The 21,443-nt window shown below is 71.0% G+C and carries 17 protein-coding genes and 1 pseudogene; 6 read left to right on the top strand and 12 right to left on the bottom strand.

Features of this window, described 5'->3' with window-relative positions:
• Nucleotides 1-95: 95 nt before the first annotated feature.
• From AB0P17_RS39165 to hrcA, 6 genes are all read right to left on the bottom strand, one after another.
• Nucleotides 96-1,007, bottom strand: a complete 912-nt coding sequence (locus AB0P17_RS39165) for a ribonuclease Z (protein ID WP_365819121.1) — start codon at nt 1,005-1,007, stop codon at nt 96-98.
• Nucleotides 1,008-1,012: 5 nt separating this feature from the next.
• On the bottom strand, nt 1,013-1,372 hold the full coding sequence (locus tag AB0P17_RS39160) for a histidine triad nucleotide-binding protein (protein ID WP_365819119.1): 360 nt from the start codon (nt 1,370-1,372) through the stop codon (nt 1,013-1,015).
• A gap of 153 nt (nt 1,373-1,525) precedes the next feature.
• A complete protein-coding gene (locus AB0P17_RS39155; RefSeq protein ID WP_365819117.1) occupies nt 1,526-2,287 on the bottom strand; it encodes a 16S rRNA (uracil(1498)-N(3))-methyltransferase in 762 nt (253 codons plus the stop codon).
• Nucleotides 2,284-3,363, bottom strand: coding sequence for a nitronate monooxygenase (locus AB0P17_RS39150; protein ID WP_365819115.1), 1,080 nt, complete (start codon nt 3,361-3,363; stop codon nt 2,284-2,286). The genes AB0P17_RS39155 and AB0P17_RS39150 overlap by 4 nt, the downstream gene beginning before the upstream one ends.
• A gap of 246 nt (nt 3,364-3,609) precedes the next feature.
• Nucleotides 3,610-4,746 carry a molecular chaperone DnaJ gene (gene dnaJ / locus AB0P17_RS39145; protein WP_365819113.1) on the bottom strand — a complete coding sequence of 379 codons (1,137 nt, stop codon included), beginning with the start codon at nt 4,744-4,746 and terminating at the stop codon, nt 3,610-3,612.
• Complete coding sequence (gene hrcA, locus AB0P17_RS39140) at nt 4,747-5,763, bottom strand: heat-inducible transcriptional repressor HrcA (protein WP_365819111.1); 1,017 nt, start codon at nt 5,761-5,763, stop codon at nt 4,747-4,749.
• Between the two features lie 200 nt (nt 5,764-5,963).
• On the opposite strand from hrcA, the gene AB0P17_RS39135 reads away from it, so the two are divergent.
• Both AB0P17_RS39135 and AB0P17_RS39130 read left to right on the top strand, forming a co-directional pair.
• The gene (locus AB0P17_RS39135; protein WP_365819109.1) at nt 5,964-6,740 is read left to right on the top strand and encodes an MBL fold metallo-hydrolase; all 777 of its coding nucleotides are present in this window, start codon (nt 5,964-5,966) and stop codon (nt 6,738-6,740) included.
• A 33-nt stretch (nt 6,741-6,773) separates the two neighbouring features.
• Nucleotides 6,774-7,619 (top strand): DUF3097 domain-containing protein, encoded by an 846-nt coding sequence (locus AB0P17_RS39130; protein ID WP_365819107.1) that lies wholly within the window; start codon nt 6,774-6,776, stop codon nt 7,617-7,619.
• On the opposite strand, the gene AB0P17_RS39125 is transcribed toward AB0P17_RS39130, so the two are convergent.
• The 3 genes from AB0P17_RS39125 to AB0P17_RS39115 all read right to left on the bottom strand — a co-directional run bounded on the left by AB0P17_RS39125 (nt 7,597) and on the right by AB0P17_RS39115 (nt 11,682).
• On the bottom strand, nt 7,597-8,184 hold the full coding sequence (locus AB0P17_RS39125; protein WP_365819105.1) for a Uma2 family endonuclease: 588 nt from the start codon (nt 8,182-8,184) through the stop codon (nt 7,597-7,599). The genes AB0P17_RS39130 and AB0P17_RS39125 overlap by 23 nt on opposite strands.
• Nucleotides 8,185-8,285: 101 nt before the next feature.
• The gene (hemW, locus tag AB0P17_RS39120; RefSeq protein ID WP_365819103.1) at nt 8,286-9,518 is read right to left on the bottom strand and encodes a radical SAM family heme chaperone HemW; all 1,233 of its coding nucleotides are present in this window, start codon (nt 9,516-9,518) and stop codon (nt 8,286-8,288) included.
• Between the two features lie 76 nt (nt 9,519-9,594).
• A complete protein-coding gene (locus tag AB0P17_RS39115; protein WP_365819101.1) occupies nt 9,595-11,682 on the bottom strand; it encodes an ATP-binding SpoIIE family protein phosphatase in 2,088 nt (695 codons plus the stop codon).
• 323 nt (nt 11,683-12,005) lie between these two features.
• On the opposite strand from AB0P17_RS39115, the gene AB0P17_RS39110 reads away from it, so the two are divergent.
• On the top strand, nt 12,006-12,590 hold the full coding sequence (locus AB0P17_RS39110) for a response regulator (protein WP_365819099.1): 585 nt from the start codon (nt 12,006-12,008) through the stop codon (nt 12,588-12,590).
• A 209-nt stretch (nt 12,591-12,799) separates the two neighbouring features.
• On the opposite strand, the gene AB0P17_RS39105 is transcribed toward AB0P17_RS39110, so the two are convergent.
• Both AB0P17_RS39105 and lepA read right to left on the bottom strand, forming a co-directional pair.
• Complete coding sequence (locus tag AB0P17_RS39105) at nt 12,800-14,686, bottom strand: long-chain fatty acid--CoA ligase (protein ID WP_365819097.1); 1,887 nt, start codon at nt 14,684-14,686, stop codon at nt 12,800-12,802.
• Between the two features lie 308 nt (nt 14,687-14,994).
• Entirely contained in the window at nt 14,995-16,863 is a 1,869-nt protein-coding gene (lepA, locus tag AB0P17_RS39100) for a translation elongation factor 4 (RefSeq protein WP_365819095.1), read from the bottom strand.
• 249 nt (nt 16,864-17,112) lie between these two features.
• On the opposite strand from lepA, the gene rpsT reads away from it, so the two are divergent.
• Nucleotides 17,113-17,379, top strand: coding sequence for a 30S ribosomal protein S20 (gene rpsT, locus AB0P17_RS39095; protein WP_329827156.1), 267 nt, complete (start codon nt 17,113-17,115; stop codon nt 17,377-17,379).
• Between the two features lie 379 nt (nt 17,380-17,758).
• Nucleotides 17,759-17,923: pseudogene (locus tag AB0P17_RS39090) on the top strand (transposase); the annotation flags it as partial.
• 1,107 nt (nt 17,924-19,030) lie between these two features.
• Here the strand turns inward: AB0P17_RS39090 and AB0P17_RS39085 are convergent.
• Nucleotides 19,031-19,969, bottom strand: a complete 939-nt coding sequence (locus tag AB0P17_RS39085; RefSeq protein WP_365819092.1) for a TetR/AcrR family transcriptional regulator C-terminal domain-containing protein — start codon at nt 19,967-19,969, stop codon at nt 19,031-19,033.
• Nucleotides 19,970-20,187: 218 nt separating this feature from the next.
• Between AB0P17_RS39085 and AB0P17_RS39080 the strand changes: the two genes are divergently transcribed.
• On the top strand, nt 20,188-21,432 hold the full coding sequence (locus AB0P17_RS39080; protein WP_365819090.1) for an FAD-dependent monooxygenase: 1,245 nt from the start codon (nt 20,188-20,190) through the stop codon (nt 21,430-21,432).
• Nucleotides 21,433-21,443: the final 11 nt, after the last annotated feature.

The following is a 21,443-nucleotide window of genomic DNA, read 5'->3' as shown; positions in this document are numbered from 1 at the left end:
AGGCGGAGGAGGGAGGCGACGCGGGAGCGTCGGGTCCTCCGGCTCCACCGTCAACGCCGCCGGGCGCCGCCCATCGGCACGCGACGCCGCCCCACCTATCCGCCCGACCTCTTGGGCAGCGCTACCCGTACGAGGTCGGCGGCGACCGTCAGTTCGCCCTCGAAGCCCGCCGCGCGCGCCTGCCGTTCGAACTCGTCGGGGTCGCTGTAGCGCTGCGAGAAGTGCGTCAGCACGAGGTGCCGTACGCCGGACTCCGCCGCCACGCGGCCCGCCTGGCCCGCGGTGAGATGGCCGTGGTCGGTGGCGAGCCGCTCGTCCTCGTTCAGGAACGTCGACTCGATGACCAGCAGGTCGCACCCCTCGGCGAGCGCGAACACCCCGTCGCAGAGCCGGGTGTCCATGACGAAGGCGAACCGCTGTCCGCGCCGGACGTCGCTGACGTGCTCCAGCGTGACGCCGTTCAGCACGCCCGCGCGCTGGAGCCGGCCCACGTCGGGGCCCGCGATCCCGTGGGCGGCGAGCCGCGCGGGGTCCATCCGGCGGCCGTCGGGTTCGGTGAGGCGGTAGCCGTACGCCTCGACGGGGTGCGAGAGCTTCCGCGTGTCCAGGGTGTACGCGGGGGTGCGCGCGAGGACGCCGTCGCCGGTGACGGGCGCCTCGGTCAGGGCGACGGTCTCGCGGTAGGCCGTCGCGTACCGCAGCCGCTCGAAGAAGCGCCGGCCGCTCGCCGGGTAGTGCGCGGTGATCTCGTGCGGCACCTGGTCGAGGTTGATGCGCTGGACGACCCCGGCGAGGCCGAGGGAGTGGTCGCCGTGGAAGTGCGTGACGAGGATCCGGTTGATGTCGTGCGCGGCGACCCCGGCGCGCAGCATCTGGCGCTGGGTGCCCTCGCCCGGGTCGAAGAGCAGACCCTCGCCGTCCCAGCGCAGCAGATAGCCGTTGTGGTTGCGGTGACGGGTGGGCACCTGGCTGGCGGTGCCCAGCACGACCAGTTCGCGTACGGACAAGGCGCCTACCCGGGGGGCCAGTTGAGGCCGCGCCCGCCCAGCACGTGGGCGTGGGCGTGGAAGACGGTCTGGCCGGCGCCCGAGCCCGTGTTGAACACGACGCGGTATCCGGTGGCGTCGACCTTGTCGTCGGCGGCCACGGCCGCCGCCTCGCGCAGTATGTCCGCGGCGACGACCGGCTCGGCGGTGGCGAGGGTGACGGCGTCCGGGTAGTGCGCGCGGGGAATGACCAGGACATGCGTCGGGGCCTGCGGGTTGATGTCCCGGAAGGCGACGGTGGTCTCGCTCTCGCGCACGATGGTCGCCGGTACGTCCCCCGAGACGATCTTGCAGAACAGGCAGTCGGCCTGCGGTTCTCCGGCCATGTTCCCGGCCTCCTCGGCAGAGCTGGTGTCGGTCGGTGATCAGTTCCGTACGGACGCATGCTATCGGCCGCGGTCCCCCGGTGGAGCGGTGTCGGCCCCGCCGTCCGCCCCGCCCCCGCCGTCCACGCCGTGCCGCGCGTCGGGCCGCGTACGTCAGGACCAGCGGCCCGTACGGCCCATCAGCAGCGCCGTGGCCGCCGTACCCGCGGTGGAGGTGCGCAGCACGCTGGGGCCCAGTCGGTACGGCCGTGCTCCCGCCGCCGCGAAGACCGTCAACTCCTCGGGCGACACGCCCCCTTCGGGGCCCACAACCAGCACGATCGAGGCCACGGCGCCCGTCGCGTCCGGCAGTTCGGCGGTGGCCAGCGCGGCGCTGTCCGCCGCCCGGTCCTCGTGGAGGACCGCCGCGAAGTCCGCCGTGGCGAGCAGCGCGGCGACCTGCTTGGTGGTCATGGCGTCGGCGACCTCGGGGAACCGCACCCGGCGCGACTGCTTGCCCGCCTCGCGCGCGGTGGCCCGCCACTTGGCGAGCGCCTTCGCGCCCCGCTCGCCCCGCCACTGCGTGACGCAGCGCGCCGCGGCCCACGGCACGATGGCGTCGACACCGGTCTCCGTCATGGTCTCGACGGCCAGTTCGCCCCGGTCGCCCTTGGGGAGGGCTTGGACGACGGTGATGTGCGGGGTCTCCGGTGGTTCCTCGGTCACCGAGCTGAGTTCGACGACGAGCCGGTCCTTGCCCTCGGCCGCCAGCACCACGCAGTCGGCCCACCGGCCGGCGCCGTCGGTCAGGACGACGTCCTCGCCGGGCCGCATGCGCTTCACGGAGACGGCGTGCCGGCCCTCGGGCCCGTCCAGGACGAACCTCTCGCTGTGCCCGGGGCCGAAGTCGTCCACGACGAAGACGGGTGCGGTCACGGCGCGCTGCCCAGGCCGGGCATGAACGAGGCGCGGGTCGCGTCGAGTTCGCCCGCGAGGACCTCGACCAGCTTCCCGGCGGGCAGTTCGCGCGCCATCCGGTGGCCCTGGCCCGCCCAGAGCGCCATGCCCTGCGCGTCGCCCACCTTGGCGGCGGCCTTGCGCAGCCCCGAGGTGAGGTGGTGCACCTCGGGGTAGGCGGGAGGGGCGTACGGGCCGTGTTCGCGCATGAAGCGGTTGACGAGCCCGCGCGCGGGGCGGCCGGAGAACGCCCGGGTCAGCTCGGTCCGTACGAAGAGCGGGTTGGTCATGGCCTGCTTGTGCAGGGCGTTGGCCCCGGACTCCGGGCAGACCAGGAAGGCGGTGCCGAGCTGCGCCGCGTCGGCGCCCGCCGCGAGTGCGGCGGCGATCTGGCCACCGCGCATGAGGCCGCCCGCGGCGATGACCGGCAGCTCGACGGCCTCCCTGACCTGCGCGATCAGCGAGAGGAGTCCGATGCCCGCGCCGTCGGTGGCGGGGTCGTCACGGTGTGTCCCCTGGTGGCCGCCGGCCTCGATGCCCTGCACACAGACGGCGTCGGCGCCGGACCACTGGGCGGTCTGGGCCTCCTCGGGCGTGGTCACGGTGACGACCGTGTACGTACCGACCCCCGCGAACGCGTCGAGGGTGGTCCTGGTCGGGCACCCGAAGGTGAAGGAGACGACCGGCACCGGGTCGTCGAGCAGGATGGCGAGCTTGGCCTCGTACGCGTCGTCCCACCCGGTCTCGGGGTCGCCGAGAGGGGTCTCGTACCAGGTGGCCTCACCGGCGAGCTGGTTACGGTAGACCTCGACGGCGGCGCGGTCGGCGTAGCGCGCCTGCGGCATGAAGAGGTTGACGCCGAAGGGCCGGCCGGTGAGACCCCGGACCTGCTTGATCTCTTCGTACATGCCGTCGACCGTCTTGTAGCCGGCGGCGAGGAACCCGAGACCTCCGGCCTCGGAGACGGCCGAGGCGAGCTGCGGGCAGGACGCGCCGCCCGCCATGGGGGCCTGCACGATCGGATACCGGCAGAGATCGGTCAGTGCGGAGGACATGCAGGCATGGTGCCATGTCAGCCACGGCACCTCCGAATCGGCACCGCACCAGGCAGGACGCGGGGTCCGGAGGCCGTCCCCGGCCCCGGCCCGAACGAACCGCGCGCTGCCCGTTGAGGCAGCATTCAAAGGGCCCGCCTACCGCCCGTTGAAGGCGTCCTTCAAGCGCGAGAACAGCCCCTGCCGCCCTGGCTGACCGCACTGACCCGGGGGCCAACCCCCGGACCCCCGGCCGGACAAACCCGCCTACCGCCCGTTGAACGCGTCCTTCAAACGCGAGAACAACCCCTGCTGCCCTGGCTGGAACTGGCCCGTGGGCCGTTCCTCGCCGCGGAGCTGGGCCAGTTCGCGCAGCAGGCGCTCCTGCTCGGGGTCCATCTTCGTCGGGGTCATGACCTCGACATGGACGATCAGATCGCCCCGGCCACCGCCGCGGAGGTGCGTGATGCCGCGGCCGTGCAGCGGGATCGACTGGCCGGACTGCGTGCCGGGCCGTACGTCGATCTCCTCCATGCCGTCGAGCGTCTCCAGCGGGCACTTCGTGCCCAGCGCCGCCGCGGTCATCGGGATCGTCACCGTGCAGTGCAGATCGTCGCCGCGCCGCTGGAACGTCGCGTGCGGGACCTCGTGGATCTCCACGTACAGGTCACCGGCGGGGCCGCCGCCCGGGCCGACCTCGCCCTCGCCCGCGAGCTGGATCCGGGTGCCGTTGTCGACGCCCGCGGGGATCTTGACCGTGAGCGTACGGCGGGAGCGGATCCGGCCGTCGCCCGCGCACTCGGGGCACGGCGTCGGCACGACCGTGCCGAAGCCCTGGCACTGCGGGCAGGGCCGCGAGGTCATGACCTGGCCCAGGAAGGAGCGGGTGACCTGTGAGACCTCGCCGCGGCCGCGGCACATGTCGCAGGTCTGGGCGGAGGTGCCGGGCGCGGCGCCCTCGCCCGAGCAGGTCGTGCAGACGATCGCCGTGTCGACCTGGATGTCCTTGGTCGTGCCGAAGGCCGCCTCGTTGAGGTCGATCTCCAGCCGGATCATCGCGTCCTGGCCGCGCCGCGTCCGCGAGCGCGGGCCGCGCTGCGACGCCGTACCGAAGAACGCGTCCATGATGTCCGAGAAGTTGCCGAAGCCGCCGGCTCCGAACCCTCCCGCGCCGCCGCCCCCGTTGGAGGACAGCGGGTCGCCGCCGAGGTCGTAGACCTGCTTCTTCTGCGGGTCCGACAACACCTCGTACGCGGCGTTGATCTCCTTGAAGCGCTCTTGCGTCTTCGGATCGGGATTGACATCCGGGTGCAGCTCGCGCGCGAGCCTGCGGAATGCCTTCTTGATCTCGTCCTGAGATGCGTCGCGGCGTACGCCGAGTACGGCGTAGTAGTCCGTGGCCACTTACGACTCCGCCAGGATCTGTCCGACGTAACGTGCCACTGCGCGTACCGCTCCCATCGTTCCGGGGTAGTCCATGCGGGTCGGTCCGACCACGCCGAGTTTGGCGACTGCCTCGTCGCCCGAACCGTAGCCGACCGCGACGACGGACGTGGAGTTGAGGCCCTCATGGGCGTTCTCGTGCCCGATACGTACGGTCATGCCGGGGTCCGCGGCCTCGCCGAGCAGCTTGAGGAGCACCACATGCTCCTCCAGCGCCTCCAGCACCGGCCGGATGGTCAGAGGAAAGTCGTGTCCGAAGCGGGTGATGTTGGCGGTTCCGCCGATCATCAGCCGTTCCTCGGTCTCCTCGACCAGGGTTTCCAGCAGGGTCGCGAGAACCGCCGACACGGTCCCCCGGTCCTCCTGCTCGAAGGAGTCGGGCAGGTCCTGCACGAGCTGCGGGACGTCCGTGAAGCGGCGTCCGACGATCCGGCTGTTGAGCCGGGCCCGCAGATCGGCGAGAGAGGTCTCGCCGAACGGCGCGGGGCAGTCGACCAGGCGCTGCTCGACCCGTCCGGTGTCCGTGATCAGGACGAGCATCAGCCGGGCGGGCGCGAGCGCCAGCAGCTCCACGTGCCGCACCGTCGAACGGGTCAGCGAGGGGTACTGGACGACGGCCACCTGCCGGGTGAGCTGCGCGAGCAGCCGCACCGTACGGCCCACGACGTCGTCGAGGTCCACGGCTCCGTCCAGCAGGTTCTGGATGGCACGGCGCTCCGGCAGGGACAGGGGCTTGACCCCGGCCAGCCGGTCGACGAAGAGCCGGTAGCCCTTGTCGGTCGGGATGCGCCCGGCGCTGGTGTGCGGCTGGGCGATGAAGCCCTCGTCCTCCAGCACCGCCATGTCGTTGCGCACGGTCGCCGGGGAGACACCCAGTTTGTGCCGCTCGGTGAGTGCCTTGGAGCCGACGGGCTCCTCGGTGCCGACGTAGTCCTGGACGATCGCGCGCAACACCTCGAGTCTGCGTTCGCTGAGCATGGCGCACACCTCCCGATGTCGTCCGTCGTCCTTCGCCCGCCGCTGCGCTCATTGGCACTCGTTCCTGCGGAGTGCCAGCGCTCCCGGTTCAGTGTACGGCCGTAAGGCGTATCCCGAGCAAGAGCGGCCGACCAGGCTACCCGGCGGATCCCGGCGGAATCCCGGCGCCGGATGTCAGTGCTCTCCCGTAGCGTCCCGGTATGGACGTCCGTTGGGAAGAGTACGGGTGGGAGCGGCTGGCCCCCGGAGTGGGCCGCAGACGCCTGCCGGGGTGGGACGCGACCGTCGGTCTGGTGGCCGGTGAGCGGGGCGCGCTGCTCTACGACACGGGGTCGACGCTGCGGGAGGGCGCCGAACTCCGGGCGCAGACGCGGGCGCTGCTCGGCGGCCGGCGCGTGACGCATGTCGCATTCAGCCATCCGCATTTCGATCATGTGCTCGGGGCGGCGGCGTTCTCGGGGGTGGCGGTCTACGGGGCGGTGGGGGCGGCGGAGCTGCTGTCCGGGGGCGGCGCGGGCGGCCCCGCCGGGAGCCTGTACGAGGAGGCGGTGCGGGAGGGTGTCGCGGAGGCCGAGGCGGCCGAGGCGGTGGACCTGCTGGTACGGCCGGGGCACGCGGTGTGCGGGGAGCTGACGCTGGACCTGGGCGGCGGGCGGCGGGTGCTGCTGGCGAACGTCGGCCCGGGGCACACCGCGCACGACCTGGCGCTGCTGGTGCCGGGGGCGGGCGGGGAGCCTCCCGGCGCCCCGGCGGTGGTCTTCTGCGGGGACCTGGTGGAGGAGTCGGGCGAGCCCCAGGCGGGCCCCGACGCGGTCCCGGCGTGCTGGCCCGCCGCCCTGGACCGGCTGCTGGCGCTGGGCGGCGGGGACGGGGCGGTGTACGTACCGGGGCACGGGGCGGTGGTGGACGCGGCGTTCGTACGGGCGCAACGGGACGCGCTGGCGGCGCGGTTCGGCGGGTCGGGGCCGCCCGCGTAGCCCGGCGGGCGACCCCCGCATATCGTCGTGCGCATGCGCAGCTACAGCCCCGATCTGACGCCCCCGTGGAAGAAGTCCACGCCCGCGCCGGAGGTCCCCGCCGAACCCGATCTGGTGGTCGAGGAGGTGACGACGGGCTTCTGCGGCGCGGTGATCCGCTGCGAGAAGACCGCCGAGGGGCCGACGGTCACGCTGGAGGACCGGTTCGGCAAGCACCGGGTCTTCCCGATGGTGGCGCGCGGCTTCCTGCTGGAGGGCCGGCCGGTGACGCTGGTCCGCCCCCGGCCGGGCGGCCCGGGCGGGGGTGCCTCGCGTCCGGCCGCCCCGGCGCGTACGGCCTCGGGCTCGGTCGCGGTGCCGGGCGCCCGCGCGCGGGTGGCCAGGGCGGGCCGGATCTATGTGGAGGGGCGGCACGACGCGGAGCTGGTGGAGAAGGTCTGGGGCGACGATCTGCGCATCGAGGGCGTGGTCGTGGAGTACCTCGGCGGCATCGACGATCTCCCGGCGGTGGTGGCGGAGTTCGGCCCCACGCCGGACGCGCGGCTCGGCGTGCTGGTCGACCATCTCGTGCCCGGCTCGAAGGAGTCCCGTATCGCGGCGGCGGCGGGCGGCGCGGACGTCCTGGTGGTGGGCCACCCGTACATCGACGTATGGGAGGCGGTGAAGCCGTCCTCGGTGGGCATCCGGGCCTGGCCGAAGGTGCCGAGGGGCGAGGACTGGAAGACGGGCGTGTGCGAGGCGCTGGGCTGGCCCGCGAACACGGGGGCGGCGTGGCAGGCGATCCTGTCCCGCGTGCACTCCTACCGGGACCTGGAGCCGGCGCTGCTGGGCCGGGTGGAGGAGCTGATCGACTTCGTCACGGTCGGCGGTGCGTCCTGACCTCGGGCAGCGTCTCGAACTCGGAAGTGTCCAGCTCCACGTCGAGCATGGGCAGCGGTACGGGTTCGCCGAACCCGTAGGTCCGCGCGGTGCGGTAATCAGCCTTCTCGCCGGTGCCGACCGGGTCGGTGAGCAGGACACAGCGCGCCGCCATCGGGTCAACGATCAGATACGCGGGCACCCGCCCCGCCGCGTACATCGAGCGCTTGACGCCGTAGTCCCGGTCCACGCTGGTCTTGGAGACCACCTCCAGCAGTAGTTCGACGGCGGGGGCCGGGATGTGCCGTCCGGGGCCTTCCTCGGCTCCTCGCTCAAGGACCACCAGGTCGGGCTGCGGCTCGCTCGTCTCCCCGGGAATGGTGATGTCCTGGGTCTGGAGACGGCGCCAGATCTTGCGTGGGATCTGGTCCTGCACAGACTCCACGATCGAATTGTGGACCCGGTCGGGCCCGGCCGTCATCACAATGTCCCCCCTGAGGAGTTCCGCCTTGAATCCCTCGGGGACCTCAAGGTCCTCGAAGATCCTGGCAGCGTCGGTGATCGGTCGCTCATCCACAGCGGTCATCTCCGTGAACCTCCACATTCCGCCGCGTCTGTTGGCGGCAGATGAGGAAAACAGCCTAAGCAGCCGCCCCCGAATCCGCTGGGATTCACCCCGGGGAGTGATCAGTCCACCAGGTCCCTGACGACGGCGTCCGCCAGGAGGCGGCCCTTCAGCGTCAGCACCGCGCGTCCCGCGTCGTACGGCTCCGGGGCGAGCAGGCCCTCGGACAGCGCGCGGGCGGCGGCGGTGAGGCCGGCGGGGCGGAGGAGCGACAGGGGGCAGCCGTCGGCCAGGCGCAGCTCCAGCAGGACGCGCTCGACCCTGCGGTCCTCGTCGGTGAGGAGCTCGCGGCCCGCGCCCGGGGAGCGGCCCTCCGCGAGGGCCTGGGCGTACGCGCCGGGGTGCTTCACGTTCCACCAGCGCACGCCGCCGACGTGGCTGTGGGCGCCGGGGCCCGCGCCCCACCAGTCCGCACCGCGCCAGTACAGCTCGTTGTGGAGGCAGCGCGCCCGCTCCGTGGTGGCCCAGTTGGACACCTCGTACCAGGAGAAGCCCGCCTCCGCGAGCACCCGGTCCGCGATGAGGTAGCGGTCCGCGTGCTCGTCGTCGTCCGTCATGGGCACCTCGCCGCGCCGGATCCGGCGGGCGAGCCCGGTGCCCTCCTCGACGATCAGCGCGTACGCCGAGATGTGGTCGGGGCCCGCGCCCACCGCCGCCGCGAGGGTGTCGCGCCAGTCGGCGTCGGTCTCCCCCGGTGTGCCGTAGATCAGGTCGAGGTTGACGTGCTCGAACCCCGCGGCGCGGGCCTCCGCGACGCACGCCTCGGGGCGGCCCGGGGTGTGCGTGCGGTCAAGGACCTTCAGGACGTGCTGCTTGGCGCTCTGCATGCCGAAGGAGATCCGGTTGAAGCCGCCCTCGCGCAGGGTGGCGAGGTACGCCGGGTCCACGGACTCCGGATTCGCCTCCGTGGTGATCTCGGCGTCGTCCGCGAGACCGAACTCGTCGCGGATCGTCCCCAGCATCCGTACCAGGTCCCCGGCGGCGAGCAGGGTCGGGGTGCCGCCGCCGACGAAGACCGTACGGACCGGGCGCGGGTCGTCGCCGAGGACCTTCCTGGCCAGCCCGACCTCGTCGGCGAGGGTGTCGGCGTAGTTGTCGCGGGAGGCCAGCACGCCGCCGGAGCCGCGCAGCTCGGTCGCCGTGTACGTGTTGAAGTCGCAGTAGCCGCAGCGGGTCGCGCAGTACGGAACGTGCAGGTAGAAGCCGAGCGGCCGGTCCGCCGCGCCCGCCAGGGCGTGCGGGGGCAGCGCGCCGGTCTCGGGCATGGGGTCGCCGTCGGGCAGTGCGGAAGGCATGCCCCCAGTGTCCCGTACGGGACGGACCGGGCGGGGCACGGGGCGCGTCCCACGGCGCCCCGTGCCCCGCCCGGTCTCACTCCGCCTGGAGCACCAGCAGCGCCAGGTCGTCCCCCGGCGGCGTCTCCGCGAAGTCGTGCACCGCGCGCCGTATCCGCTCCGCGACGCCCTGCGCCGTCAGCCCCGCGCACCCCGCCAGGGCGCGGGCGAGCCCGTCGCCGTCGTCCAGCATCCGGCGGCCCGAGCGGCGCTCCGTGACCCCGTCGGTGACGCAGAGCAGCGTGTCCCCGGGTTCCAGGTCGAAGGTGCTGCTCTCGTACGCGACGGACTCGACCACCCCGAGCAGCAGCTGCGGCTCCGCGGCGGGCCGTACGGTGCCGTCCGGCCGCAGGAGCAGCGGCAGGGGGTGACCGGCGCTGGCGAGGGTGCACCGTACGCCCGTGCCGTCCGGCCGGGGCGTCAGCTCGCCGTACAGGAGCGACAGAAAACGGGCCTGGCGGCCCTCGGGGAGCCCCGGAGACGCCTGGGGGGCTCCTGGCGGGGCGCCGGTCCCTCCGGCCGCCACAGCGGCCATCAGAGACGCCGACTCGGCCGCCTCCGTCGCGTCGTCGAGCAGCAGCCGGTTGAGGCGGTCCAGGACCGCGCCGACGCCGTACCCCTCGCGGGCGAGCAGCCGCAGCCAGGGGCGGGCGAGGCCGGTCACGACGGCGGCTTCGGGGCCGCTGCCCTGGACGTCGCCGAGCATGAAGCACCAGCGGTCGTCCGGCGGGCAGGGGAAGACGTCGTAGAAGTCGCCGCCCGCGAGCCCGTCGTCGCTCGGTTCGTATACGAGGGAGCTGGTGACGCCCGGGATGCGCGCCACCTGGCTGGGCAGCAGCCCGCGCTGGAGGACGCGGCTGATGGTGACCTGGCGGGCATAGCGGCGGGCCGCGCCGATGCCCAGGGCGACGCGCCGGGCGAAGTCCTCGACGAGGGAGGTCACCTCGCCGGGGACGGTGCTCCCTCCGGGGCGGCCGATCATGAGGGTGCCCAGGGAGCGGCCGTTCGCGACGAGCCGGCAGGCGAGCGCCGCGCCCTCCACGGCCGAGCCCTCCGCCGCCTCCGTCCCGTCGTTCGCGGTCGTCTCCAGAGCGGGCCAGGGCACCGGTACCGGCGTGGCGTACGGCGGGGCCGGAAGCCGGGGCGACTCCTTCTCCAGCGCCGTGCGCAGCGGCTCGATCCGGGACTCGTCGGCGTGCCAGACGCGGGCGAGCCGGGGCGCGGCGGCAGCCTGGGCGTCCTCCCCGTCCAGCCAGACGGCGCACCAGTCGGCGAGACGGGGCACCAGCAGCTGACCGGCGAGCGCGGCGACCAGGTCCTCGTCGAGCTGTCCCGCGAGCAGTTCGGACGCCTCGGCGAGGAAGGAGTGCGCGCCCCCGCCGGCCCACTCCGGGTCGTCGCGGACCGTGCGCCTCGCCGCCGGGGCGGCGAGGCCTGCGGCGCGCGGCCCGCGCCGCGCCGCCGGCTCGGCCGGGCTCCGGCCGGGACCCGCGTCCCGGCCTTCGAGGGGGAGCCGGGCCCAGACGGTCTTGAGGCCGGAGCGGTAGGTGATGCCCCAGCGTTCGGCGAGCGCGGAGACGAGTTGCAGCCCCCGGCCGTACTCGGGGGTGCCGGACCCGGGGGTGCCGGACCCGGACGGCGGCGCTCCGTTCGGGTCGCTCTGCACGGGCCGCGCGGGATGGTGGTCGGAGACTTCGAGGACGAGCGCGGCCGGTTCGTCGGGGGCAGGTGCCTCGGCGGTGTCCCCGGAGTCGTCCCCGGCGGCATCCTCCGGAGCGTCCCCGGAGGGGACTTCGAGCCGGCAGAGCAGTTCGACGGTGGTGCCCGCGTGCACGACCGCGTTGGTGACGAGTTCGTCGACGATCAGCACCGCGTCGTCCGCGAGCAGATCGGTGCTGTGCCGGCCGGGGGAGCAACACGTTTCCCCCTGGCAGAAGGTGCAGGTGGCGAGCAGCCCGAGGCGGGTCCAGTCCGCGAGCGCCGCGCGTGCGAAGCGGCGTGCGGCGGACGGGGCGAGCGGGTTGCCGGGCAGGCTGGTACGGGAGATGGACCGCGCGTCCCTCCGTAACGGCACCTGGGGTGCCGGACGGTGGCGGGTTTCGCGCGGGATCGGAATGGGCCCCACTGCGGCTCCTGATCCGGTTCTGGCGTTGTGCCGCTTACGATCCCGACAGAGTGACAGACGGAGGGCATTCCTACGCACCGAGTTAGGGAAGTCACCGGAGATTGCCCCGGGGTCTTGACAGCGGAAACGTCGCGCCGGGCGGGTCCGTGCGGGAGGGGTTGCGGAAAGGTTGCGGGAGGGTTGCGGAAGGGGTGGCGCGACGGGTGGCGCGTACGGCGGGCCAAACCGCCGGAACCGCGTGCGAAAGCGCCCCGGACAGAGCATTCTTGCCTCCCTGGCCGAAAGACACAGGCCGGACAAGGAGCAACAAGGATGATCAGCACATGAACGGCACAGTGGTCGGCACGGAACGTGCGGGCATCCTGCTCGTCGACGACATGGAGGACAACCTCATCGCGCTCGAAGCGGTGCTGGCCTCGCTCGACGAGCGGCTGGTACGGGCGCGTTCGGGGGAAGAGGCGCTGGAGGCGCTGCTGCGCCAGCCGTTCGCCCTGGTGCTGCTGGACGTCCGGATGCCCGGTATGGACGGCTTCGAGACCGCGTACCGGATCAAGAAGCTCGACCGGGCCAAGGACATTCCGATCATCTTCCTGAACGGGCCGGGGTCCGACAGCGGTTACGCCTTCCGCGGGTACGCCACCGGCGCGGCCGACTTCCTGACCAAGCCCTTCGACCCGTGGATGCTGCGGGCCAAGGTCAGCGTCTTCCTCGATCTGCACCGCAAGAACCGCCAGTTGGAGCGGGCACTGGCGCGTGAGCAGGAGCAGCTGGAGGAGGTCGCGGGCCGGCTGACGAAGATCGAGGACGCGCTGCGGAGCGACGCCCCGGAGCATCTGGCCGACGTACGACGCCACTTGGAGCGGATCGAGGACGCCCTCGGCGAACTACGGCGCGGGCGGGACCGGTAGGGCAACAGGTCTGCCCTTCCGGCCCCGCCCGTCGTGCACGCCACGCCCGCCTCGTACGCCCCGTGGGACCCGCCGGAGCGGTCCGCTCGTGCACCGTCCGTCGCACCCGATCGCCCGCCCTCCCGCACCGCGAGGCCGCGCGATCGGGCCGCGCGGGCACGGCGCGCGGGCACGGCGCGAGATCGGACCGCGCGGTCGGGCCTCGCGGTTCAGGCCGCGCGGGAGCCCTCGTACATCTCGTCCAGCAGATTCCTGTACTCGCGCTCCACGACGGGCCTCTTGAGCTTGAGGCTGGGCGTCAGCTCACCGTGCTCGATGTCCAGGTCGCGGGGGAGCAGCCGGAACTTCTTGATGGTCTGCCAGCGCTGCAGGCCCTGGTTGAGCCGCTTCACGTACCCGTCGACGAGCCCCTCGACCTCCGGGGAGGCGACCACCTCGGCGTACGGCCTGCCCGCCATGCCGTTCTCGGCCGCCCAGCCGAGGATCGCCGGCTCGTCGAGCGCGATCAGCGCCGTACAGAAGTTCCGGTCGGCGCCGTGCACCAGGATGTTGGAGACGAACGGGCAGACCGCCTTGAACTGGCCCTCGACCTCGGCCGGTGCGATGTACTTGCCGCCCGACGTCTTGATCAGGTCCTTCTTGCGGTCGGTGATCCGCAGATAGCCGTCGGCCGACAGCTCGCCGATGTCCCCGGTGTGGAACCAGCCGTCGGACTCCAGCACCTCCACCGTCTTCTCCGGCAGCCCGTGATATCCGGCCATCACACCCGGCCCGCGCAGCAGGATCTCGCCGTCGTCGGCGATCCGCACCTCCGTGCCGGGCAGCGGCTTGCCGACCGTGCCCGTGCGGTACGCCTCGCCCGGGTTGACGAAGCTGGCCGCGCTGGTCTCGGTCAGTCCGTACCCCTCCAGGATGTGGATCCCGGCGCCGGAGAAGAAGTAGCCGATCTCGGGCGCGAGCGCGGCGGAGCCGGAGATGGCGGCGCGCAGCCGGCCGCCGAAGGCCTCGCGGAGCTTGCTGTAGACGAGCGCGTCGGCCACCTTGTGGCGGGCACCGAGCGCGAACGGCACGGACCTCGTGCCCGTACGGCGGAAGTTGTCCTGCGCGGCCTTGGCGTGCTCGCGGGCGACCCCGGCCGCCCACTGGAAGATCTTGTACTTGGCGGGACCGCCGGTCCGCGCCTTGGCGGCGACGCCGTTGTAGACCTTCTCGAAGATCCGCGGCACGGCGGCCATGTAGGTCGGCCGGACCACCGGCAGATTCTCGATGATCTTGTCGACGCGGCCGTCCACGGCCGTGACGTGGCCGACCTCGATCTGCCCGGACGTCAGCACCTTGCCGAAGACATGGGCGAGCGGCAGCCACAGGTACTGCACGTCGCTCTCGCTGATCAGGCCGGTGGCGGCGATCGCCTTGGCCATGTACGACCAGTTGTCGTGCAGCAGCCGTACGCCCTTGGGGCGGCCCGTGGTGCCCGAGGTGTAGATGAGGGTGGCGAGCTGTTCGGCCGTGATCGCCTCGGTCCGCTCCTCGACCGCCTTGGGGTGCTCGGCGAGGTACGCGGTGCCGCGCGCCTCCAGCTGGGCGAGCGAGAGCACCCACCCTTCGGGATCGCCCTCGGCGGGCTCGGCGCCGGCCGCGTCGATCACCACGACATGGGCGAGGCGCGGCAGCTCGGCGCGGCGCTCGCGCACCTTGGCGAGCTGGGCGGCGTCCTCGGCGATCAGCACCCGGCTCTCCGAGTCGGAGAGGATGTACGCGGACTCGTCGGTGTTGGTGGAGGGGTAGACCGTGGTCGTCGCGGCGCCCGCGCACATCACCCCGAGGTCGGCGAGGATCCACTCGACGCGGGTGGCGGAGGCGAGCGCGACCCGCTCCTCGGCCCGTACGCCGAGCGCGATCAGCCCGGCGGCCATCGCGTACACCCGTGCCGACGCCTCGGCCCAGCTCAGCGAGCGCCATTCGTCGGGACCGGGGCCGGCGGCGGGCACGGGGTAGCGGTACGCCTCCGCGTCCGGCGTGGCCGCCACGCGCTCAACGAAGAGGGTCGCCACGGAGGGCGGCCGGTTCTCGATCAAGTTCTGTGTGTCGCTCACGGCATCCTCCGGGCCCGCGGCAGCGCTGCCGACGTGCTGACTGAATTGTGACTGGCGAGAACCATCATGACTGACGAGTAACTAACCGACGAGTAACTATGAATCTGGGCTCAGGGTAAGGGCCGCCCGCCCGGCGCGTAAGGGACGGTGGGCTGCCGCTTCATAACAAAGCCGCCCCCACCGCCCCCACCCGGGCCGCGCTGCCGTACGGATGCCGCTACGGGCCCTCACAGCGCGATGTGAGGGCCCGTAGCGGTGGTAGTGGTACGGAAAGCGGCATCGGAACGGCGCCGTCTCCGCCGGAGCGGCTACTTCTTCGCCTTGCCCCCGGAGTCGTCGCTGGACAGCACGGCGATGAACGCCTCCTGGGGGACCTCCACGCTGCCGACCATCTTCATGCGCTTCTTGCCCTCCTTCTGCTTCTCCAGCAGCTTCCGCTTCCGGGAGATGTCACCGCCGTAACACTTGGCCAGCACGTCCTTGCGGATGGCGCGGATGGTCTCACGGGCGATGACCCGGGAGCCGATGGCCGCCTGGATGGGCACCTCGAACGCCTGCCGCGGGATCAGCTCGCGGAGCTTGGCGACCAGCCGCACCCCGTACGCGTACGCCTGGTCCCGGTGGGTGATCGCGGAGAAGGCGTCGACCTTGTCGCCGTGGAGCAGGATGTCGACCTTGACCAGGTTGGCGGTCTGCTCGCCGGTGGGCTCGTAGTCGAGCGAGGCGTAGCCGCGGGTCTTGGACTTGAGCTGGTCGAAGAAGTCGAAGACGATCTCGGCGAGCGGCAGCGTGTAGCGGATCTCGACGCGGTCCTCGGAGAGGTAGTCCATGCCGAGCAGCGTGCCGCGGCGGCTCTGGCACAGCTCCATGATCGCGCCAATGAACTCGCTCGGAGCGAGGATCGTGGCCCGTACGACCGGCTCGTGCACCGAGTCGATCTTGCCCTCGGGGAACTCGCTCGGGTTGGTGACCGTGTGCTCGCTGCCGTCCTCCATCTCCACGCGGTAGACCACGTTGGGGGCGGTGGCGATCAGGTCGAGGCCGAACTCGCGCTCCAGCCGCTCCCGGATCACGTCGAGGTGCAGCAGCCCGAGGAAGCCGACGCGGAAGCCGAAGCCGAGCGCCGCGGAGGTCTCCGGTTCGTAGACCAGGGCGGCGTCGTTGAGCTGGAGCTTGTCGAGCGCGTCGCGCAGCTCGGGGTAGTCCGAGCCGTCCAGCGGATAGAGGCCGGAGAAGACCATCGGCTTCGGGTCCTTGTACCCGCCGAGCGCCTCGGTCGCCCCCTTGTTCAGGGTGGTGATCGTGTCGCCGACCTTGGACTGCCGTACGTCCTTCACGCCGGTGATGATGTAACCCACCTCGCCGACGCCGATGCCGTCGGCCGGGGTCATCTCCGGCGAGGAGACCCCGATCTCCAGCAGCTCGTGGGTGGCGCCGGTGGACATCATCCGGATCCGCTCACGCTTGTTGAGCTGGCCGTCGACCACCCGGACGTACGTGACGACCCCCCGGTAGGAGTCGTAGACCGAGTCGAAGATCATCGCGCGGGCGGGGGCGTCCTTCACACCGACGGGCGCCGGGACCTCCTTGACCACCTTGTCGAGCAGGGCGTCCACGCCGACACCGGTCTTGGCCGAGACGCGCAGCACGTCCTCGGGCTGGCAGCCGATGAGGTTCGCCAGTTCCTCGGAGAACTTCTCCGGCTGGGCGGCCGGCAGGTCGATCTTGTTGAGCACCGGCACGATGGTGAGGTCGTTCTCCATCGCCAGGTAGAGGTTGGCGAGCGTCTGCGCCTCGATGCCCTGGGCGGCGTCCACCAGCAGGACGGTGCCCTCACAGGCCGCGAGCGAACGGGAGACCTCGTAGGTGAAGTCCACGTGTCCCGGCGTGTCGATCATGTTGAGGACATGGGTGGTGCCCTGGCCCTCCCCCGTGGTGGGGGCCCAGGGCAGCCGGACCGCCTGGGACTTGATCGTGATGCCGCGCTCGCGCTCGATGTCCATCCGGTCGAGGTACTGAGCGCGCATCTGCCGCTGGTCGACCACTCCGGTGAGCTGGAGCATCCGGTCGGCCAGCGTCGACTTGCCGTGGTCGATGTGGGCGATGATGCAGAAGTTGCGGAGCAGCGCCGGGTCCGTACGGCTCGGCTCGGGCACGTGGAGAGGGGTCGCGGGCACGCAGGGTCCTGATTCTTGAGACGCGCGGCGTCTCGTCTCGGGTGGACGCGGATCGATACGTAGGCTCCATGGTCCCATGGGCGCGGGACTGCGACCGGTTTGGGCCGGTCGCGGGGTCGCTGCTAGCCTGGCTAGCTGCATCCTGTCTCCCTCTTCACTCCGCCTCGGCGGGGGTGGGAGTCCGGACGCGGCTGTACTGAGTGCTGTACCGAGTCAAACGAATTCATCAAAGCTGAGAAGGCTCATAACGTGGCGAACATCAAGTCCCAGATCAAGCGGAACAAGACCAACGAGAAGGCACGCCTGCGCAACAAGGCTGTCAAGTCGTCGCTCAAGACCGCGATCCGCAAGGCCCGCGAGGCCGCTGCCGCCGGTGACGTCGAGAAGGCCACCGCGGCTTCTCGCGAGGCGTCCCGTCAGCTCGACAAGGCTGTCTCGAAGGGTGTCATCCACAAGAACGCCGCCGCCAACAAGAAGTCGGCGCTGGCCTCCAAGGTCGCCACCCTCCAGGGCTGAGCCCCCGTCTCTACTTGATTTGACCGCCGGAAGGGACTCAGCGGGCCCTCTCTACCGCTCCTGACCGGCGAACCCCGAACTCGCACGCGACTGCGTTCGCCACGCGGGTGCGAGTTCAGCAGCTTCATGAGCTTCACAGCCTGACGTCGAAGGCCCCGGAGCGTCCGCCCAGGACGGTCCGGGGCCTTCGCCGTGGCCGGCCGACGGATCCGCGGCCTTCGCCGTGACCGGCCGACGGGTCCGGAGCCGACGACGGGCCTTCCGGGGGGCGCTCTGAGAGGGCGGTATGTGAGCGCACAGGTTCTTTGTCGTCACCTGAACGTGTGGCAGTGCGGCCTTCCGGCCGGTTGGCGGTCATGGGCATGTTGGGCTGGTCGCTGTGAGCGAGCGCAAGTCCTGCAAGACCGACGTGAGCGATGAGCAGTGGGCGCTGGTCGAGCCGGTGATCATCGCGTGGAAGGGTGCGCACCCCTCGGTCAGCGGCCATCAGGGCCGGTACGAGATGCGGGAGATCGTCAACGCGCTGCTCTACCAGGGCCGGACGTTGGGGAGAACCTACACGTCACAGGCCATGGATCGGGTTTCGGCACCCACACCGCTACGACCCGAACTCGCGTAAGTTCTACGACCGCAAACGCGCCGAGGGCAAGAAGCACGTCCAGGCCGTCCTCGCCCTCGCCCGCCGATGCGTCAACGTCATCTGGGCACTGATCCGCATGAGCCCTGTCCCGTCGGAGACGGAAGGATGAAGACCGGGTTTCGTACCTCGGCCCGGTCTTCTCCTCTCGTCCCCGGCCAAGGACAGGAAACAGAGGCGGACAGGCGGCGCGGGGAGATGCCCGACTCAACCCGGACCAACGAGTCCCGACGTGGGAATGGCGCCCGCCATGCCGTCGGTCCGCGTCACCACCGCACCTGTGCGCGCTCTGCGCGGGGCGGCGGGGCGTCCGGAGACCGCCAGGAAGGAAGACATGACTGACGACGTATCTCGGGGTGCTCTGCGCATTCCTGACAGAACGGCCCCCGACCCCAGGGCGGTGGAAGAACAGGGCTCGCCGCTGGGCGCGGTCGGCAGGTGCGCCGGGCAGCGGGTACTTCCTCGCCGTTTCGCCGGTAGACCTCTTCATAGCAGCGCACGAAGCCGCGCTGCCCGCCGCACACGAGCCGTCCGAAGACGACGAGCGGCAGCAGCAAGTCCACGACAACGCGACGGCGGTTGTCCTGGCGACGCAGGCCGTACTCGCTGCCAGAGGGTTTCGTCACCGTGCTGGCGGCCCCAGCATCGGCGAAGCCGTCGGCTCTCTGGCAGCTCTGCCCATGGGCTCGCTGGAGGTCACTCTCAGGTGCCTCATGCAAGGTCGGCCGGAGGGCTTCAAGCGGCTCCTCTTCCACGGCGAGACCGTGACGGAGTGCGTGGAGCTGTGCACGGCTGCCGTTCTGGCGTACAGCACACCGCACGTGTTGAGACCAACTGCCCCGTGGACCAATCCCACCGGCCACGGCCCTGAACAGACCCGCTACGAAACCCTGGGTACCTGTAACGGAATCCGTAGTACCAGCTCCCACCTGCGGAAACGTGGTTTGGGAGGGGGCATCCCAGCACGGGTGCTCCATCCCGGCACCATGCAGCTGAGGTACGGGGACCAATCGACTACGCCGGCGCAGCGGAGCTGCCCCTGCGGCCGCCGACCAGTGCGGCGAAGCCGTCGAGATGGCGTTCCAGTCCGTACTCGAACAGGACGTCCAAGTCGGGTGCCGTGTCGTCCGAGATGGTTGCCAGGAGGGGAAATCTTCCGCTGGCGAGGAGCTCCCGGCGGTGGGACCGCTGAGTTTCGGACCAGCGATTCAATGTCATGCCGGTGTTCCTCTCGGCCTGGGCCTCGTCGGCCCTGGACAGTCCGATGGTCACGACGAGCGCATGCAGGGTGAGCGTTTCTTGAAGTCGGACGTCCATGGGGAGATCGAGTCCGTCGAGGGCCCGCAGGGTCCATTCGGTGTGGGCCATCATGTTGGGGACCAGGACGGGGCGAGTGAACGAGACGACGTGAGGCAGCCACAGATGCCGTCGACACAGCCGCCATTGCTGACGGGCGACGAGTTCGAGTTTGGCGCGCCACCCCTGCGGACCCTCTTCAGGCAGACTGAGATCACCGAACACGAGGTCGGCCATCTGCATCAGCAGTTCCTCCTTGCCTGTGACATGGCGATACAGGGACATCGGCCCGAGGTCGAGCCTGGCCGCGAGCCGGCGCATCGTCAGCGCCTGAAGCCCGTCGGCATCGGCAAGTTCGATGGCGGTCCTGAGGATGCGCAGCCGTAGCAACTCCTGATCGGGCGTCTCGGCTCCCCGTGCGGTCGGAGCGGCGCCGTGAGTCGTGGGTGCCCGTTGACGGCCGGCCTGTGGGCTGACCACCGTGCCGGAACCGACGTTCGCCTCGACGAGCCCCTCGTCGCGCAGGGCGGCTGTCACCTTGGTCGCGGTCGCGATCGCGACGCCCCACCGCTGCGCGATGGCCCGGATGGACGGCACTCGGTCACCGGGACGGAGATCACCGCTGACGATCCGGGAGCGAATCTCCGCGGCGATCACGCGGTAGGGCGGTTCGGTGTACTGCGCTGACGGCACGTGATCCTCCGGTGACTTGGGCCCGCATCCAGGATGTCAGAGCATATTGAACTAGTTCACTTCGGTCGATGCACTAGTTCATTGTGTACCTGCTGATCCCTATTTTTCTTGAGGTTGGGTCAATACGGTGTACGCATAGCGACGCGTGAAACAGCGTATAGAAGGACGGAGGAGATGGACGTATGGAGAATCGCGACATCCTCGTGTCAGGGGGTGGCATCGCCGGGACAGCCCTGGCGTACTGGCTGGCCCAGTACGGGTTCCGGCCGGCCGTGGTGGAACGTGCCCCTGCCCCTCGCACGGGTGGCCACGCAGTCGACATCCGCGGCACCGCGCGACAGGTGATCGAACGCATGGGTCTCGTTGCGCAGGTCCGACGCGCTCGAATCGGTGCCCGCGGCATGGCCTTCATCAATGAGAAGGGCAAGCCGGTGGCGAGGCTGGGCACCGACGTATTCGGGCCGTCCGGCGGACCTGTTGCCGAGTGGGCGCTCCTCCGCACCGACTTGGCCCGGATCCTCTACGGCACGATCCGCGATGACGTCGAGTATGCCTTCGGCAATGCGATCACCAACGTGCAGCAGGACGAGGACGGCGTCACTGTCGCGTTCGAGAAGGGCCAGTCCAGACGGTTCGATCTCCTCGTGGGAGCGGATGGCGTGCATTCCGCCGTGCGTCGGTTGTCGTTCGGCCCTGAGGCCCGCTACATACGTGACCTCGACTCCTTCATCGCTCTCTTCTCCCTCGCGACGGATGTCGATCTTGACGGCTGGCAGTTGATGTACACCATGCCCGGTGGCGCCGACCGGCCCGGCAGAACAGCGGGTCTGCGCCCGTTGGCCGAACCGGGCACGGCGCTCGCGGGGTTCTTCTTCCGCGCCCCTGGCCTCGAGTTCGACTGGCGTGACGTTGCCGCGCAGAAGCGAATCGTCGCTCGCCATTTCGAGGACGCCGGGTGGGAAGTTCCGGGTTTCTTGTCGAAGATCTGGGACGCGCCCGACTTCTACTTCGACCGGGTTGAGCAAGTGCACGTCGACACCTGGTCGATCGACCGCACCGTGCTGGTCGGGGACTCCGCTTTCTGCGCTTCTCCCATGTCCGGGATCGGCACCAGCCTCGCCCTGGTCGGCGCCTACATCCTTGCCGGCGAACTCTTCAAGGCAGGGGGCGATCACCGTGTGGCCCACGCCGCGTACGAATCGGGGATGCGCGAGTTCGTCGACCGTGCCCAGGAATTCGCCCGCGCATCCGGCGACGGCGGCCTGATGCCTGACTCGCACGCGCAGATGTGGCTGCGGAACCAGTCGGTGCGGGCCCTGCCGTACCTGCCCAGACGCATCGTCGGCCGGGGTCTGGAGAAGGTGGCCGACACCGTCGTGCTCGACAGTTACACCGACCTCGCACATCACCGAACAATCAAGCCGTAGGAGAAAACACC

This window comes from Streptomyces sp. NPDC088124, assembly GCF_040685895.1.
Classification (GTDB): domain Bacteria; phylum Actinomycetota; class Actinomycetes; order Streptomycetales; family Streptomycetaceae; genus Streptomyces.
Note: the sequence above shows the minus strand (reverse complement) of the source record. Positions and strands in the feature narration are given on the sequence as shown.

Coding starts and splice junctions, on each gene's coding strand:
- AB0P17_RS39150 (WP_365819115.1), bottom strand. CDS start 3,363: ATGTCCTCCGCACTGACCGATCTCTGCCGGTATCCGATCGTGCAGGCC.
- hrcA (WP_365819111.1), bottom strand. CDS start 5,763: ATGCTCAGCGAACGCAGACTCGAGGTGTTGCGCGCGATCGTCCAGGAC.
- hemW (WP_365819103.1), bottom strand. CDS start 9,518: ATGCCTTCCGCACTGCCCGACGGCGACCCCATGCCCGAGACCGGCGCG.
- AB0P17_RS39135 (WP_365819109.1), top strand. CDS start 5,964: ATGGACGTCCGTTGGGAAGAGTACGGGTGGGAGCGGCTGGCCCCCGGA.
- AB0P17_RS39110 (WP_365819099.1), top strand. CDS start 12,006: ATGAACGGCACAGTGGTCGGCACGGAACGTGCGGGCATCCTGCTCGTC.
- AB0P17_RS39080 (WP_365819090.1), top strand. CDS start 20,188: ATGGAGAATCGCGACATCCTCGTGTCAGGGGGTGGCATCGCCGGGACA.
- AB0P17_RS39160 (WP_365819119.1), bottom strand. CDS start 1,372: ATGGCCGGAGAACCGCAGGCCGACTGCCTGTTCTGCAAGATCGTCTCG.
- AB0P17_RS39125 (WP_365819105.1), bottom strand. CDS start 8,184: ATGACCGCTGTGGATGAGCGACCGATCACCGACGCTGCCAGGATCTTC.
- AB0P17_RS39130 (WP_365819107.1), top strand. CDS start 6,774: ATGCGCAGCTACAGCCCCGATCTGACGCCCCCGTGGAAGAAGTCCACG.